The sequence below is a fragment of the Pseudonocardia sp. Ae505_Ps2 genome (genome assembly GCF_001932425.1).
In the GTDB taxonomy this organism is placed as follows: Bacteria; Actinomycetota; Actinomycetes; order Mycobacteriales; family Pseudonocardiaceae; genus Pseudonocardia.
In genome coordinates, this window is the sequence record NZ_MCIP01000001.1 from 424,350 (window position 1) to 438,965 (window position 14,616).

12 protein-coding genes are annotated in these 14,616 nt (G+C 74.7%); 3 read left to right on the forward strand and 9 right to left on the reverse strand.

The window, feature by feature from the left end; all coding sequences use genetic code 11:
* Window positions 1-13 precede the first annotated feature (13 nt).
* The 3 genes from Ae505Ps2_RS30805 to Ae505Ps2_RS01795 are packed head-to-tail and all read right to left on the reverse strand — an operon-like array spanning window position 14 to window position 3,523.
* Window positions 14-376 (reverse strand): hypothetical protein, encoded by a 363-nt coding sequence (locus tag Ae505Ps2_RS30805; protein WP_139318938.1) that lies wholly within the window; start codon window positions 374-376, stop codon window positions 14-16.
* Window positions 373-3,243 carry an FtsK/SpoIIIE domain-containing protein gene (locus tag Ae505Ps2_RS01790; RefSeq protein ID WP_083695258.1) on the reverse strand — a complete coding sequence of 957 codons (2,871 nt, stop codon included), beginning with the start codon at window positions 3,241-3,243 and terminating at the stop codon, window positions 373-375. Before Ae505Ps2_RS01790 ends, Ae505Ps2_RS30805 begins: the two co-directional genes overlap by 4 nt.
* Before the next feature lie 19 nt (window positions 3,244-3,262).
* Entirely contained in the window at window positions 3,263-3,523 is a 261-nt protein-coding gene (locus tag Ae505Ps2_RS01795) for a hypothetical protein (RefSeq protein ID WP_020623160.1), read from the reverse strand.
* Between the two features lie 260 nt (window positions 3,524-3,783).
* Here Ae505Ps2_RS01795 and Ae505Ps2_RS01800 point away from each other — a divergent pair, with 260 nt between their 5' ends.
* Window positions 3,784-5,142: an Nramp family divalent metal transporter gene (locus Ae505Ps2_RS01800; protein WP_075310406.1), complete on the forward strand. Its 1,359-nt coding sequence runs from the start codon at window positions 3,784-3,786 to the stop codon at window positions 5,140-5,142.
* A 6-nt stretch (window positions 5,143-5,148) separates the two neighbouring features.
* Here the strand turns inward: Ae505Ps2_RS01800 and Ae505Ps2_RS01805 are convergent, their stop codons facing one another.
* The 5 genes from Ae505Ps2_RS01805 to Ae505Ps2_RS01825 are packed head-to-tail and all read right to left on the reverse strand — an operon-like array spanning window position 5,149 to window position 9,376.
* Window positions 5,149-5,949, reverse strand: a complete 801-nt coding sequence (locus tag Ae505Ps2_RS01805) for an MOSC N-terminal beta barrel domain-containing protein (RefSeq protein WP_075310404.1) — start codon at window positions 5,947-5,949, stop codon at window positions 5,149-5,151.
* The gene (locus tag Ae505Ps2_RS01810) at window positions 5,949-6,884 is read right to left on the reverse strand and encodes an ABC transporter substrate-binding protein (RefSeq protein ID WP_075553362.1); all 936 of its coding nucleotides are present in this window, start codon (window positions 6,882-6,884) and stop codon (window positions 5,949-5,951) included. Before Ae505Ps2_RS01810 ends, Ae505Ps2_RS01805 begins: the two co-directional genes overlap by 1 nt.
* Before the next feature lie 32 nt (window positions 6,885-6,916).
* Window positions 6,917-7,636: an ABC transporter permease gene (locus Ae505Ps2_RS01815; RefSeq protein WP_075310402.1), complete on the reverse strand. Its 720-nt coding sequence runs from the start codon at window positions 7,634-7,636 to the stop codon at window positions 6,917-6,919.
* Window positions 7,633-8,286, reverse strand: a complete 654-nt coding sequence (locus Ae505Ps2_RS01820; protein ID WP_075310400.1) for an ABC transporter permease — start codon at window positions 8,284-8,286, stop codon at window positions 7,633-7,635. Before Ae505Ps2_RS01820 ends, Ae505Ps2_RS01815 begins: the two co-directional genes overlap by 4 nt.
* Before the next feature lie 7 nt (window positions 8,287-8,293).
* Window positions 8,294-9,376 carry an ATP-binding cassette domain-containing protein gene (locus tag Ae505Ps2_RS01825; protein ID WP_075310398.1) on the reverse strand — a complete coding sequence of 361 codons (1,083 nt, stop codon included), beginning with the start codon at window positions 9,374-9,376 and terminating at the stop codon, window positions 8,294-8,296.
* Between the two features lie 153 nt (window positions 9,377-9,529).
* Between Ae505Ps2_RS01825 and Ae505Ps2_RS31735 the strand changes: the two genes are divergently transcribed.
* Both Ae505Ps2_RS31735 and Ae505Ps2_RS01835 read left to right on the forward strand, forming a co-directional pair.
* Window positions 9,530-10,309: a hypothetical protein gene (locus Ae505Ps2_RS31735; RefSeq protein ID WP_075333845.1), complete on the forward strand. Its 780-nt coding sequence runs from the start codon at window positions 9,530-9,532 to the stop codon at window positions 10,307-10,309.
* Between the two features lie 60 nt (window positions 10,310-10,369).
* Window positions 10,370-11,611: an acyl-CoA dehydrogenase family protein gene (locus tag Ae505Ps2_RS01835; RefSeq protein ID WP_075310394.1), complete on the forward strand. Its 1,242-nt coding sequence runs from the start codon at window positions 10,370-10,372 to the stop codon at window positions 11,609-11,611.
* 39 nt (window positions 11,612-11,650) lie between these two features.
* On the opposite strand, the gene Ae505Ps2_RS01840 is transcribed toward Ae505Ps2_RS01835, so the two are convergent.
* Entirely contained in the window at window positions 11,651-14,437 is a 2,787-nt protein-coding gene (locus Ae505Ps2_RS01840; protein WP_139318937.1) for a GGDEF domain-containing phosphodiesterase, read from the reverse strand.
* Window positions 14,438-14,616 lie beyond the last annotated feature (179 nt).

A 14,616-nucleotide genomic window follows, 5' to 3' on the forward strand; every position in this document is an offset into this window, starting at 1 on the left:
GCGCGGGACGGGGTCAGTCGTCGTCGCGGCGCAGGCGGAACAGCCGCCGGTCGCCCGAGGAGCGCAGCTCGCGCAGAGCCTCGTCGGCGGCCTCCTCCAGCGCGGCGTGCTCGTCCGGGTCGGCCCGCAGGTCGGGTCGTGGCCGGGGCCGCCCCGGCTCCTCGGCCGCCCACATCAGCTGCAACGCGGCCTCCCAGCGCAGCTCGAACATGCCGCGGGCCAGGGTGAGCCGGTCCGCGGCCTCGCGCAGCTCCCGCTCGGTGCCACGCAGCTCGCGGCGCAGCTCCTCGGCCCGCCGGGCGTCGTGTTCCCGCAGGTCGACGACGGCGCCGGCCAGCTCGGACACCACCGCCCGGTAACGCTCCACCGCACTCACGCCCCACCTCCGGCGAGAGTCCCCGAGCCGCCGCCACCCGCGGGGGTGCCCGAGCCACCGCGTCCGGCGAGGGTGTCCGAGCTGCCGCCACCGGAGAAGGTGTCCGAGCCGCCACCCCCGGCGTCGGTCAGGATGACCAGCTGCGGGCGTCCGTGCCGGGAGCGGTCGAGGAACAGCGCGCGCCCCGGCGTCGGCGTCCAGTCGAGCGGCTGACCGCCCAGCAGCGCCACCAGGTCGGTGCCCTGCACGCCGGTCGCCACCCAGGCACCCAGGTCGTCGATCGCCGCACCCGGCGGGGCCAGCAGCATCTTCAACCGTTGCGCGCCCTGCCACCAGCCCAGCACGTGCACCCCGACACCCGGGCCGTGACGCAGCAGCGCCCGCAGGTCCTCGGTGCCGGCGCGGTCCAGCATCGACTCCGCGGCATCGGCGCCGAACACCACGACCAGCAGGGGTGCATGCCCTCCGCCGCCCGTCGCCGCCCGGGCGCGGACCGTCGCGGCCAGCTCGGCCACGCGCGCGGCGAACCCGTCGGCGGACACCTTCTCCACCGTGCCGGGCAGATCCGGGGCGAGCGCGCCCGAGGCGGCCACCGCGTCCGGGACCAGCGGCACGAGCACGATCTGCGCGCCGGCCGGGTCGGGCAGCGACGACGTCACCGAGCGGACGGCCGAGCACAGCAGCGGGACGGCGACGCGGGCATCGGGCCCGATCACCCCGAGGTTGCGACCGGGACCGTCGGACAGCTCGGCGGCCGCGGGGCTGCCGTGCACGTCGACGAACTGCCCGACCAGCGCGCGGGGCACACCGTCGGCGGGCAGCCGGGCGGCCAGCGCGTCGTACCCGGGGGCGCGGGCACCGTCGAAGACGACCGGCTCCGGGGTGTCCGGGAAGTCGGCGAACGCGGTCACCTGGACGTCGCGGACCACCGGACCGCCCGCCTCGGGCAGCCGGACCACCCGGTTGCCGTGCGCGACGCCCGAGTCGTGGTTGACGATCGCGTGCCAGCGCGGGAGCGCCAGCGCCGCCTCGTTGTCCTGGGCGAGGATCCGCCGCGCGCGGGGCAGCGCGATCCGCAGCACGAACTGCTCGAAGATCGCCGAACGGCCCCACAGCGCGTCGATGCCGGAGACGTCCTGGCTGGCCAGCACCAGGTGCACGCCCTGCGAGCGGCCGCGCCGGGCGACGTCCTCCAGCAGCGCGGTCGCCTCGGCGCTGACCGCGTCCCGGCCGGTGAACAGGAACTGGAACTCGTCGATGACCGCGACGATCCGCGGCAGCCGCAGGTCCGGACGCTCGGCCCGCAGCTCGGCCAGCTTGGTCGCGCCGTGCCGGCGGGCGGCCTCGGCGCGGCTGCGCATGACCTCGGAGAGGTGGCGCAGCAGCGCGAGCCCGAACTCCCGGTCGGTGTTGATGTTGACGCCGATCAGGCGGGCCTGCGGGAGCCGGTCGGCGCGGTGCCCGTCGGGGTCCGGGGCGAACGGGGTGAACGACACCCCCTCCTTGAAGTCGAGCAGGTACAGCTCGACCTCGTCGGGGCCGTAGTGCGCGGCGAGGCCGGCGATCCAGGCCAGCAGCAGGTTCGTCTTGCCCGACCCGCTCGGCCCGCCGACGAGTGCGTGCGGGGAGTGGTCGTCGAGGCTCAGCTCGGCGGGGATGCCGTCCTCGTGCCCGACGACGACCTTCAGCCCGTCGTGCGAGCGGCCCTCGCCACGCCGCCGGGGCAGCATGTCCTTGAACGCGCCCAGCCGTCCGCGCCACTGCTCGTGCCCGGCGGCGATCGCCTCGCACACCGCGGTGACGTCGTCGGCCGGTACCGGAGGGTCCGGCTCGACGAGCACGTGCGGCCCGGTCACCGACGTCCGCACCGGGACCGGCTGCCGGTCGTCGGCGGGGTCGACGCCCGGCGGGTCCCCGAAGTCGACGGTCTCCACCGGACGCGGCAGCGCCGCCGGGACGTCGAGCAGCACCAGCTGCACCCCCGCCGCGACACCGCCGCGCGCGACCCGCTGCAGCTGACGCAGCTCGGCCTCGGGCAGCTCGCGGCCGTTGCCGACGAGCACCGCCACCAGCCACGCCTCGGGGCGCTCCCCCATGCGGTCGGCGAGCTCGCGCAGCGAGGTGGCGCCGTCGGCGAGCACCCGGGTCTGCACCCGGCGGATCCGGTCGGCGAGCTGGTCCAGCAGCCGCCCCAGCCGGGTCGGGTCGTGCACGGTCAGCAGCCCGGTGCGGGTCAGCGGGTACAGCCCGGGCAGCGCGCCGGCGAGCTGGCCGACGTCCCAGACGTGCACGTTCACCGCGCCGGGCCGGAAGTACCGCACGGTGCGCAGGACCAGCTGCTCGACCATCGCCTCGGCCCGGTCGCGGGAGCGCGGCGTCGACACCACCTGCAGGTGCGCGCCGTCGAGCAGCGGGACCGCGACCCGGAACGGGGCGCCACCCTCCACCGAGCCGGTGCCGAGCACCCACATCTCCGGCACCGGACCGGTCGGCTCCACAGCACCCGCGACCGGCTTCCAGTCGGTCGGGTCGTCACCGGCGGCACCCGGGGTGGCGTCGGCGACGATCTCCGACAGCGTCTGCGGGGAGTCGCCCTGCCAGCGGTCGAACACGTGCGCCCGGTCCTCGGCGACCCGGGTGAGGACGCCGTCGAGCCGCGGGTTGTCGAACAACCGGGAGAGCCCCGGGTCGCGGCGCGCGGCGTCGTACCCGGTCTCGCGCAGCCACAGCTCCGCCATGACCTCGGCGTGCCGGGTCGCGGCCCGGTCGCGGCGCCCCTCCGCCGCGCCCAGTGCCCGCGACGCCGCCCGGTGGAACCCGTCGAAGGCGGACCGGATCCGCTCGCGGCGGTTCGGACGACGGGCCATCAGGGGCGGGCGGGCGCGGTCAGAGCCGCGAGGCGACGTCGTCGGCGGACTGCATGGCGATGTGCAGGGCCTGCTCGACCTCGTCGATCTTCTCCGACGCGGCGGCGAAGCGGGCGCGGGCGTCGTCGGCGTCGTTCTGGGCGGTGCCGTAGATGTTCTGCGAGAACGCGGCGCCGGCCTCCTCGATGGCCTGGCGGGCGTGCCTCAGTGCGCCGAGGCTCTCGGTGGCCTGCTGGTTGGCCCGCCCGATCCCGGCCCGGATCTCGTCGATGTTCGCCATGCCCACCCTCCGTGCGTGCGCGTGCGACGACCGTGACCCGGCCGACGCCGCGGCCAATCTATCGGCCGGTCCCGGTACCCGTTCATGGTGCGCCGCACCTGCGGCCGCTGCAACGCCGGGTGCGCCGGCCACCCCACCCCGGCCCGCGTTCGGGGGGTCCGGTTCGTCCGTTCGTGACCCTCTCGCGCTGGAACCCCCCGGCGCGCTCGCCTAGCGTGCACGGCACACCACCCACGACGCCGTGATCGGAGACTGTGACGATGGCCTCCCCCGCTCCGCAGACGGACTTCCTGGAACCGCCCACCGGTGCACGGAAGATCCGCTCGATCGGGCCGGGGCTGCTCGCCGCGGCGACCGGCGTCGGGGCGGGAGACCTCGTCGCGACGATGGTGGCGGGAGCGTCGTTCGGGACGGTGCTGCTGTGGGCCGCCGTCGTCGGGACGCTGGTCAAGCTCGCGCTCGGCGAGGCCGTCGGCCGCTGGCACCTCGGTTCCGGGGCCACCATGCTCGACGGCTGGCGGCGGCTGGGCTACTGGGCCACCGGCTTCTTCGGCGTCTACATCGTGGTGTGGGGCTTCGTCTACGGCGCCACCGCGATGTCGGCGGTCGGGCTGCCCCTCAACGCGCTGTTCGGCGGACTGCCGGTCGGCGGGTGGGCGGCGATCGCGGGCGTCGTCGGGCTGGTGCTGGTGTGGGTGCAGCGCTACCACGCCTTCGAGAAGTTCATGACGGTGCTCGTGCTGATCAAGTTCGCGACGGTCGTGTTCGTCGCGATCCTGGTCGGCCCGGACGTGCCCGCCCTGCTGAACGGCCTGGTGCCGCGGCTGCCGGAGGGGTCAACGGTCTACGTGCTCGGGCTGATCGGCGGCGTCGGCGGCACGATCACCATGGCCGCCTACGGCTACTGGCTGTTCGCGAAGGGCTGGAAGGGCCCGAAGTGGCTGTCGATGATGCGGCTCGACAACGCGACCGGCTACATCATGACCGGCATCTTCGTCGTCTCGATGCTCGTCGTCGGGTCGACGATCCTGCTCGGGGAGAACCTCACCGAGTCCGACAGTGGCCTGCTCACCCTCGCCGACCGGCTCGGTGCCCTCTACGGCGACCCGGTGCGGATCCTGTTCCTCGTCGGCTTCCTGTCGGTCACCTTCACCTCGCTGCTCGGCGTGTGGAACGGCGTGTCGCTGCTGTTCACCGACTGGGTGCGGGCGATCCGGCTCCCGCACGGCAAGAAGGCCGCGATCGGGCCGGACGAGGTCAACGCCGTCGTGCCCGGCGAGGAGGCGACCGCCGAGCGCGGCGACGGCCCCGGGCGGCCGGGCGCCTACGAGGCGGCCCGCGCCGAGCGCTCGCTGCCCTTCCGCGGCTACCTGCTGTGGCTGACGTTCCCGCCGATGGCGCTGCTGCTCATCGGGCGGCCGTTCGCGCTGACGCTGGTCTACGGCGTGCTGGGCTCGTTCTTCATGCCGTTCCTGGCGGTCACGCTGCTCCTGCTGCTGAACACGACGATGGTGGCCCGCGAGGCGCGCTCGCGGTGGCTGTCCAACGCGATCCTGGGGATCTCGTCGGTGCTCTTCGCGGTCCTGCTCATCACCGACGTCTACGGCCGCCTCACCTGACCGAGGTCAGGTCACCTCGACGCGGTCGCCGACGCGCAGCGTGCCGGTGTGCTCGACGCGGGCGTAGAGACCCGCGCACGGCAGCACCCCGAAGCCCTCGACCTCCACACGGTTGGCCTCGGCCGGGCCGCGCAGGGCGTGCGGGGCCCGGGGCAGGTCGCCGTGCTCCAGCGTCGGCACGGAACAGCGCGGCGTCGGCAGGGTCGGGACCAGCACGACGTCGCCCAGGGTGAGCCGGCGCCCCAGCCAGTCGTTCTCCACGAACGGCTCGGTGCCCGGCGGCGTCGCGACGACCACGTTGGGCCGGTAACGCAGCGCCTCGACACCGAGCGCGTCCAGCGTCGCGGTGGTGATCAGGTGCACCGGTGAGTGGTCGACGAACCGCCCGCCGGGAGCGCCCTGGGCGATCTCCAGGATCGGCGCGTCGACCTCGGCGTCCAGGCCGTGGGCCAGTACGTCCTCCGGGTCCGGGCGCTCGACGACGGCACCGTCGGCCCGCTGCTGTGCGACGACGACCGGTCGCCCGAGCAGCTCCGCGAGCGGCCCGGCGGCCTGCCCGGCGTCGACGGTGCGGCCGTCGGGCAGGGTGACCCGCACGTCGTCGCCGACGCCCTCGGAGGTGCACGTCAGCAGGCGTCGCCAGTGCCGGGGCTGTTTGGCCGTCGCGACCCGGCCGGTGTCCGGGTCGGTCAGGGCGAGTGCCCGGTCGCCGACGACGCCGTGCACGTCGAGCTCCAGGGCGGCGAGGTCCTCCCCCAGCATCGACTTCACGGGGTAGCGGTGCAGGGATCGGACCTCGCCGACCATCAGAGCAGGCCCTGCGCGGTCAGCCAGTTCTTCGCCACGGTCTCGACCGACGGCTTGTCCGGTGCGGCCGCGGCCTCGTTCAGGCCGAGCAGCTCCTGGGTGGTCAGCTTCGCCGAGACCGCGTTCAGGATCTCGGTGACCTGCGGGGTCGCCTTCGCCTTGTTGATCAGCGGCACGACGTTCTGCGCGGCGAAGTTGTTCTTCGGGTCGGTGAGGACCACGAAGTCGTTCTCCGGGATCGCCGCGTCGGTGGTGAACAGGTCCGCGGCCTGCACGTCGCCGTTCTTCAGTGCCGCGACGGTCAGCGGGCCGCCGGCGTCGAGCGAGCGGTAGGACTTGAACGAGCAGTTGTAGGTCTTCTGGAGGCCGGGGATGCCGTCGGGCCGGGTCTGGAACTCCGGCGGGCCGCCGAACACGAGCTCACCGCAGCGCGGCGCGATGTCGGCGATGGAGGTCGCGTTCAGCCGCTGCGCGGTCTCCCGGGTGACGACGACGGCGTCCTTGTCCTCGGCCTCGGCCCGGTTCAGGACGGTCAGCGTCGGCGCCGCGGTGTTCAGGGTGGACTGCAGCGCGGTGTAGACCTCGTCCGGCTGGGTCTGCGCGGCGCTCTTGTCCAGGTACTGCAGCAGCGTGCCGCTGTAGTCCGGGATGAGGTCGATGGAGCCGTCCTTGAGCGCGGGCACGTAGGCCTCGCGGGACCCGATCGGCGGCCGGGTCTCGACGGTGACGCCCTTGGCCTGCAGCGCCTGGGCGAACACCGAGGACAGGATCTGGCTCTCGGTGAAGTTCGCGGCGCCGACGACGACGGTGTTCTGGTCACCGCTGCCGGACTGCCCGCCCCCGGCGAGGGGGTCGGAGCCCCCGCCGCAGACGGTCAGCGCGAACGCGGCGGTCACCGTCGCGGCGACGGCGGTCAGGAGGCGGGTGCGTCTCATGGTGGGTGTCCTCTCGGGACGTGCGGGGTGGTTCAGGCCGCTTCGCGGACGGGTTCGGGGCGGGTGGGCACCGCGCGCAGCCGGCGCGGCGCGGTGCGGCCGGTGGCCTGCAGGCCGGGTGACACGATCAGCTTCTGCAGCCCGCCCAGGATCAGGTCGGCGAGGATCGCGAGCACCGCGACCAGGATCGAGCCGCCGATCATCATGCCGAAGTCGCGCTGGCCGAGGCCGTCGATGATGAACCGGCCGAGCCCGCCGAGGGACACGTAGGCGGCGATCGTCGCGGTGGCGATGACCTGCAGGGTGGCGCTGCGCAGCCCGCCGATGATCAGCGGCAGCGCGTTGGGGAGCTCGACCTTCCAGAGCACCTCGGACCCGCGCATGCCCATCCCGGTGGCGGCGTCGACCACCGCCGGGTCGACGTTGCGGATGCCGGCGTAGGTGCCGGCCAGCACCGCCGGCACCGCCAGCACGATGAGGGTGATGATCGGGCCGACCAGGGAGAGCCCGGTGAGCGTCGCCAGCAGCACGAGCAGGCCGAGGGTCGGCAGCGCGCGCAGGCCGTTGGCCAGCCCGACGACGACGAACCCGCCGCGCCCGGTGTGCCCGATCCAGGCGCCCAGCGGCACCGCGATCACGACCGCGACCAGCAGGGTCAGGGCGGTGTAGCCGAGGTGCTCGGCGAGCCGGGCGAGGATGCCGGTCGACCCCGTCCAGTTCGCGCCGTCGAACAGCCAGCCGAAGTAGGTCATGTCCCCGCCTTCCCGGTCCGGGCCCGCTGCCAGGGGGTGAGCAGCCTGCCGGCGAGCAGCAGGGCCGAGTCGACGACGAGGGCCAGCAGCAGCACGAGCACGATGCCCGCGACGATCTGGGCGTCGTTGCTGCGGTTGAAGCCCTCGGTGAACAGCAGGCCGAGCCCACCGAAGCCGATCACCGCACCGACGGTGACCAGGCTGATCGTGGACACCGCGGCGACCCGCAGCCCGGCCACGATCACCGGCACGGCCAGCGGCAGCTCGACGCCGACGAAGCGGCGCAGCGGCGTGTAGCCCATCGCGTTCGCGGCGTCGACGACGTTGCCGGGCACCGCGGACAGCGCGTCGGACACCGTCCGTACGAGCAGCGCGACGGTGTAGACCGTCAGCGCGACGACCACGTTGACCGGGTCGAGGATCTGGGTGCCGAGCAGCGGCGGCATGAACACGAACAGCGCCAGCGACGGCACCGTGTAGAGCAGCCCGGCCGCGTTGGTCATGACGGTGCGCAGGGTTCCGTTGCGGTTGGCGACCCAGCCCAGCGGGATCGCGAACAGCAGCCCGAGCAGCACCGGGATCAGGGCGTACACGACGTGCTCGGCGAGCGCGTCGAGCACGGAGTCGAGGTTGGCAAGCACCCAGGTCACGGCGGCCTCAGGCGGCGTTGTGCGAGTCGCGGGCCGCGGGCAGGGCCTCGAGCACCGAGTCGGCGGTGACCGAGCCGGCGACGCGGCCGTCGGCGTCGACGGCGACGCCCTGCCCGGACGGTGAGGACAGCGCCGCGTCGAGCGCGCCGCGCAGTGAGCCGGACTCGACGGCGTAGAGCGATCCGCCCGGGACGAGGGCCTCCTCGGTCACCCGTCCCGCACCGGCCTCGACCCAGCCCAGCGGCCGGGCGGACTCGTCGACGACGACCGCCCAGCCGTCGTCGGGGAGGGGATCGCCGACCGAGAGCATCGGCAGCGACCCGAGCGGGATGGTGTCCGAGGACAGGAAGCCCAGGCCCCGGTATCCGCGGTCGCGGCCGACGAAGTTGTCGACGAAGCCGTCGACCGGGCGGGACAGCAGCACGCCCGGCTCGTCGTACTGGGCCAGTCTGCCGCCGACCCGGAACACCGCGACCTTGTCGCCGAGCTTGATGGCCTCGTCGATGTCGTGGGTGACGAACACGATGGTCTTGCCGAGCTCGGACTGCAGGCGCAGCAGCTCCTCCTGCAGGCTCTCCCGGACGATCGGGTCCACCGCGGAGAACGGCTCGTCCATCAGCAGCACGGGCGGGTCGGCGGCGAGCGCACGGGCCACGCCGACGCGCTGCTGCTGGCCGCCGGACAGCTGCGCCGGGTACCGCTTGGCCATCGAGGTGTCGAGGCCGACGATCTCCATCAGCTCCATCGCCCGGTCCCGCGCGGCCTTCTTGCTGCTCCCGACGAGCATCGGCACGGTCGCGATGTTGTCGACGATCGTGCGGTGCGGGAACAGACCGGCCTGCTGGATGACGTAGCCGATGCCCCGGCGCAGCTCGGCCGGGTCGGCGGACAGCACGTCGCGCCCGTCGACGCGGAGCTCGCCGCCGGTCGGCTCGATCATCCTGTTGATCATGCGGAGGGAGGTCGTCTTGCCGCAGCCGGACGGACCCACGAAGACCGTGATCCGCCCCTGCTCGGCGACGAGGTCGAGCTCGTCGACCGCGACCGTCCCGTCCGGGAAGCGCTTCGTGACGCCCCGGAACTCGATCATCGGCGGTTCCCCCTGCCGTCGCGCGGGACCCCTGCTCCCCGCTTGGTCGCAGCACACTAACCCGGTCGTGCGCGACGGGCGAGCGGTCGGCCGCAGGTCACGACACCCCGTCGCGCTTGACCTGCAGCCCGGTTCAGCACCGACGCTGCGGACATGACCCCGACCACCGCCCTGGGCCCGCTCGGCATCGCCACCGGACCCGCTCCCGCCGATGCCGCGGCCCTGGAGGACGCCGGTGCCCGCACCCTGTGGCTCGCCGGGGGCGCGATCGACCGGCTCGACCGGCTGACCGCGCTGCTCGACGGCACCCGGGACGCCGTCGTGGTGCCCGGCATCGTCCCGACCGGGGTGTACCCGGCGTCGGCCGTCGCCGCGGTGCACGCCGACGCGGCCCGCCGTCATCCCGGGCGCTACCTCACCGGGTTGGGGGCGTCCCAGCAACCGGGGGCGCTGGACGCACTGCACCGCCACCTCGACGAGCTCGACGCACTCGGGCTGCCCGCGTCGCAGCGGCTGCTGGCCGCGCTCGGACCACGCAAGCTCGACCTCGCCCGTACCCGCTGCGCCGGGGCGGTGACGCTGCTGGTCACCCCGGAGCACACCGCCCGGGCGCGGGCGGCGCTCGGTACGGGCCGGCTGCTCGCGGTGATGCTGCCGACCGTGCTCGGGACCGACCGGACGGGGCTGCGCGAGCTGGCCGGGTTCCTCCTCGACGTGCCCGGCTACCGCGCCGCCGTCCGCGGGATGGGGTTCACCGACGCCGAGATCGACACCCGCGCCGACCGGCTGCTCGACGCCGTCGCCGCCCGCGGCGACCGCGACGACATCGTCGCGCGGATGGCCGAGCACCGGGCCGCGGGCGCCGACCACGTCGTGCTCAGCCCGGTCGGGGACCCCGGATCCGGTGCCGCGCTGCTGCGCGCGCTCCGGTAGGCGCCCCGGGCCGGCCCGTCCTGCCGTGCGGCCGGTGCGCCGCGGCGCAACAGTGGGGCCATGCCGAAGGAGCCCACGCGTCTGCCGCGTCCCGAGCTGGACCTCGACCCGGACCACCCGCACGTCGCGGACTGGTTCCACTACGCCGACCTGCTCACCGACGCCGAGCGCGCCGACCTGCGCCGGGTGCGGGAGTTCCTGCGGGCCGAGGTCGCCCCGGTCGTGCTGGACGCGTGGGACCGCGCCGAGTTCCCGATGCAGCTGGTGAAGGGCTTCGCCGGGCTGGACCTGGCGGGGGCCGGTTATGCCGACCCTCCTGCGTCGCGGCTGTTCCTCGGGTTCCTGCATGCGGAGATCTCGCGGGTCGACCCGTCGGTCAACAGCTTCTACGGGGTCCACACCGGCCTCGCGATGGGCTCGATCCACGCCGGCGGCACCCCCGAGCAGCGCCGGCGCTGGCTGCCCGCGATGGCCCGGATGGACTCCATCGGCGCGTTCGGGCTGACCGAGCCGCACGGCGGGTCCGACGTGGCCGGTGGCATGGAGACCACCGCCACCCGGGACGGGTCCGGGCCCGACGCGGAGTGGGTCCTCGACGGCGAGAAGCGCTGGATCGGCAACGCCACCTTCGCCGACCTGATCATCGTATGGGCCCGGGACACCGACCCGGACGCCGACGGCGCGGTGCGCGGCTTCGTCGTGCCGTCGCCGTCCGACGGCATGACGATCACGAAGATCGAGGGCAAGCAGTCGCTGCGGATCGTGCAGAACGCCGACATCCTGCTCGACCAGGTCCGGGTGCCGGAGTCGCACCGGCTCTCCGGCGGCTCGGGCACGTTCCGCGACGCCGGGCTGGTCCTGCAGCGCACACGGGCCAACGCCGCCTGGGGTGCGGTCGGGGTGCAGATGGCCGCCTACGAGCTGGCGCTGTCCTACGCCGCGCAGCGCGAGCAGTTCGGCCGCCCGATCGGCGGGTTCCAGCTGATGCAGGACCTGCTGGTGCGGATGCTCGGCAACGTGAGCGCCTCACTGGGCATGGCGGTGCGCAACGCCCAGCTGCTCGACGAGGGCCGGGGGTCGGACGCGCACTCGTCGCTGGTGAAGGAGTTCTGCGCGACCCGGATGCGCGAGACCGTGGCGATGGGCCGCCAGCTCGTCGGCGGCAACGGGGTGGTGCTGGAGAACCGGATCGCGAAGTACTTCGCCGACGCCGAGGCGATGTTCTCCTTCGAGGGCACCCGGGAGATGAACACGCTGATCGTCGGGAAGGCGATCACCGGGCAGAGCGCGTTCGTGCGGTGACGACGGCGGTCGCGCCCGCGCTGGGCGGGCGCGACCGGCTCACCAGAGGTCCGGGGTCCCCTCGGGCGGGGTGGCACTCGTCGCCGGGGTCGGCAGGCCGCCGCCGCGCAGCACGCGGTGCAGGTCGGCGGGGCGCAGCGAGCGGGCGAACAGCCAGCCCTGGAACGCGTCCACACCGAGCCCGCGCAGCACGTGGAACTGCTCGGCGGTCTCGACGCCCTCGGCGACGGTCTTGCGGCCCATCGCCCGGGCGACCTCGACGACGGCGCGGGCGAGCGCGAAGTCGGCCGGGTCGGTGCCGACGCCGGTGACGAAGGCCCGGTCGACCTTGACCGTCTGCGCCGGGAGCTCCTTGAGCCGGGCCAGCGACGAGTAGCCGGTGCCGAAGTCGTCGACGGCGAAGCGGACACCGCGGTGCACGAGCTCGCTCATCGCGTCCAGCGCGGGGCGCGGCAGCGCGACCAGGCTGGTCTCGACGAGCTCGAGCACCAGCTGGTTCCACGGCAGCCCGGCACCCTCGACGATCGCGGTGACGTCGGCCAGGAACGACGGGTCGGCGGGCAGCAGCCCGGCCAGGTTCACCGCGACGGCGACGGCCTGACCGGTCCTGGGCCAGGTCGCGGCCTCGGTGACCGCGGAGCGCAGCACCCACAGGTCCAGCTCGCGCTGCAGGCCGCCGCGCTGGGCGACCGGCAGGAACTCGCCGGGCGAGACCTCCCCGTGCACCGGGTGCGACCAGCGCAGCAGCGCCTCGGCGGACAGCACCGTGCCGTCCGGCGCGACGACCGGCTGGTACTCCAGGCGCAGCGCGTCGCCCTCGATCGCGGCGCGCAGCTCGGCCTCCAGCTCCAGCTGGCGGCGCGCCGGCGCGACGGCGCCGCGGTCGGCGACGGCGACCGTGCCGCGTCCGCGCTGCTTGGCCTCGCGCACCGCGACCTCGGCCGAGCGCAGCAGGTCGTCGCCGCGGGGGCCGCGGGCGTCGGCGTGCGGGCCGGTCAGCGCGGCGTCCCGCCCGGCGACGCCGACCGAGGCGGTCAGCGTGATCGGCCTCCCGGCCACGGTGACCTCCCCACGCAGCAGCTCGGCGACGACGGCGGCGAGCGCCTGCGGTCCGCCGACCTCGTCGACGTCGGCGCAGACCACCGCGAACTCGTCGGCCGACAGCCGCCCGGCCGTGCAGTGGTACGGCAGCTCGCGCTGCAGCCGCCCCGCCAGCTCGATGAGCAGCAGGTCACCGGCGTCGTGGCCGAGGCCGGTGTTGACGCGGGAGAAGTCGTCGACGTCACCGCAGACGACGGCGACCCGGTCGGCGTCCGGACCGGCCAGCAGCCGGTCGGCGAGCTCCAGCAGCCCGGCCCGGTTGGGCAGCCGGGTCAGCGGGTCGACGGTGTCGGCCTCGCGCAGCACGTCGGCGGCGCGGCGGCGCTCCCCCACGTCGGTGACGACGAGCAGCCAGAACGGGCGGCCGTCGTCGGAGGGTGCGGCGTTGACCACGACCTCGCAGTCGACCCGGGTGCCGTCGGCCCGCAGCAGCGGCAGCGACTCGATCCGGTAGGTCGGCTCGGGGTGCGACGGGTCGCGCAGCCAGTCCGGCAACCCCCCGCGCCGGTCGGACCCGGGCTCGGCGGACAGGCTGCGTGCCGGGACCCCGCGCAGGGTCTCCAGATCGGCGTCGAGCAACTGGCACAGCGCCGGGTTGGCGTCGACGATCCGGCCACGCCCGTCGAGCATCGCGACGCCGGTGGTGATCGCGGCGACGAGGTCGGCGAACCGCTGCCCGGAACGCTGCGCGCGGGACTCGGCGCGGCGCCGGTCGGAGACGTCCTGCACGGTCCCGATCAGGCGCAGCGGTGCGCCGCCGGGCGTGCGGTCGATCCGGGTGCGGCACGACAGCACCGCACCGCCCTCGGGGCGGATCTCGGAGCTGTGCGCGGTGGTGGGCTCCGGCGCGGCCTCCGGGCCGCGGCGCAGCATCCGGCAGACCCGCTCGACCTGCTCGCCCTCGATGGGGCCGTCCGGGCCGTCGGGGCGCACGCCCAGCGCGCGGTAGAGCTCGACGAGCCCCTCGCTGCGGGTCAGCGTCCCGGCCTGCAGGTCGAAGGTCCAGGTGCCGGAGCGGGTGGCGCGCTCGAGGTCGAGCGCGGGTGCCTCGTCCGACGGCGCGGGCGCGGCGTCGGGGAACGGGGTGAGCAGCACGACGGTGCGGTCGCCGGGCTGGTTCCAGCGGACGACCTTGACCCGGGCCAGCCGGCGGTCGGCGCGGACCAGGCGGGCGTCGGAGTCCGGGCCGACGAGCAGCTGTGGGAGCCGCATGCCGGTCGGGTCGGCGGAGCCGGCGAGGCGACGGAGCGCGGCGTTGGTGTGGACGACGACGCCCCCGGCGTCGCAGACCAGCGCGGGCGAGGGCGGGAGCTGCACCGCGGAGTGGTCGGCGCCGTCGGCGCCCGTGGATCCGGCGGTCCCCGGACCGGGACCCGCGGCGGTGTCCGACGGGGCCGGACCGGGCGGGCGCGGTGCACCGGGCAGCCGCCGGGCCATGCCGAACGGCGGCTCCCCGAAGCCCGCGCCGGAGATCTCGGCGTCCGGCGCGGCCGCGGCGTTCAGGGCCTCCGCCGGGGCGAGGAGCTGCTCGTCGTCGGGACCGGGCCGGGTGCGACCCGCCGGGGTGCCGCCGGGACCGGCGAAGGCCCGGGCGAGGTCGCCGGCCAGGCCGGGGTCACGATCCCGGTCCCGGCGGACACCCGGTGCCTGCTCCGCGCGTCCACCGGCCGGTTCTCCGACCGATGCACCCGGACGGTGTCCCGCCCGCGACTCCTGCTCCGACACGCCCGCCTCCGTTCCGTTCGGCAGCTCCGTCGGGAACAACGAGCCACCGTGCCGGGCGATCCGGGCGGGTAGACCGATCGAGCCACCCGATACAGCGAGTGATGAGGCCGTTCGGCCCAATGTCGCTACTCCGCCCGTCACTCACGGGTGGTGACAGGTAGTCGTCGGAGGGTGAAGGG

Coding starts and splice junctions, on each gene's coding strand:
- Ae505Ps2_RS31735 (WP_075333845.1), top strand. CDS start 9,530: ATGACCCCGACCACCGCCCTGGGCCCGCTCGGCATCGCCACCGGACCC.
- Ae505Ps2_RS01800 (WP_075310406.1), top strand. CDS start 3,784: ATGGCCTCCCCCGCTCCGCAGACGGACTTCCTGGAACCGCCCACCGGT.
- Ae505Ps2_RS01810 (WP_075553362.1), bottom strand. CDS start 6,884: ATGAGACGCACCCGCCTCCTGACCGCCGTCGCCGCGACGGTGACCGCC.
- Ae505Ps2_RS01795 (WP_020623160.1), bottom strand. CDS start 3,523: ATGGCGAACATCGACGAGATCCGGGCCGGGATCGGGCGGGCCAACCAG.
- Ae505Ps2_RS01790 (WP_083695258.1), bottom strand. CDS start 3,243: ATGGCCCGTCGTCCGAACCGCCGCGAGCGGATCCGGTCCGCCTTCGAC.
- Ae505Ps2_RS01835 (WP_075310394.1), top strand. CDS start 10,370: ATGCCGAAGGAGCCCACGCGTCTGCCGCGTCCCGAGCTGGACCTCGAC.
- Ae505Ps2_RS01805 (WP_075310404.1), bottom strand. CDS start 5,949: ATGGTCGGCGAGGTCCGATCCCTGCACCGCTACCCCGTGAAGTCGATG.
- Ae505Ps2_RS01815 (WP_075310402.1), bottom strand. CDS start 7,636: ATGACCTACTTCGGCTGGCTGTTCGACGGCGCGAACTGGACGGGGTCG.
- Ae505Ps2_RS01825 (WP_075310398.1), bottom strand. CDS start 9,376: ATGATCGAGTTCCGGGGCGTCACGAAGCGCTTCCCGGACGGGACGGTC.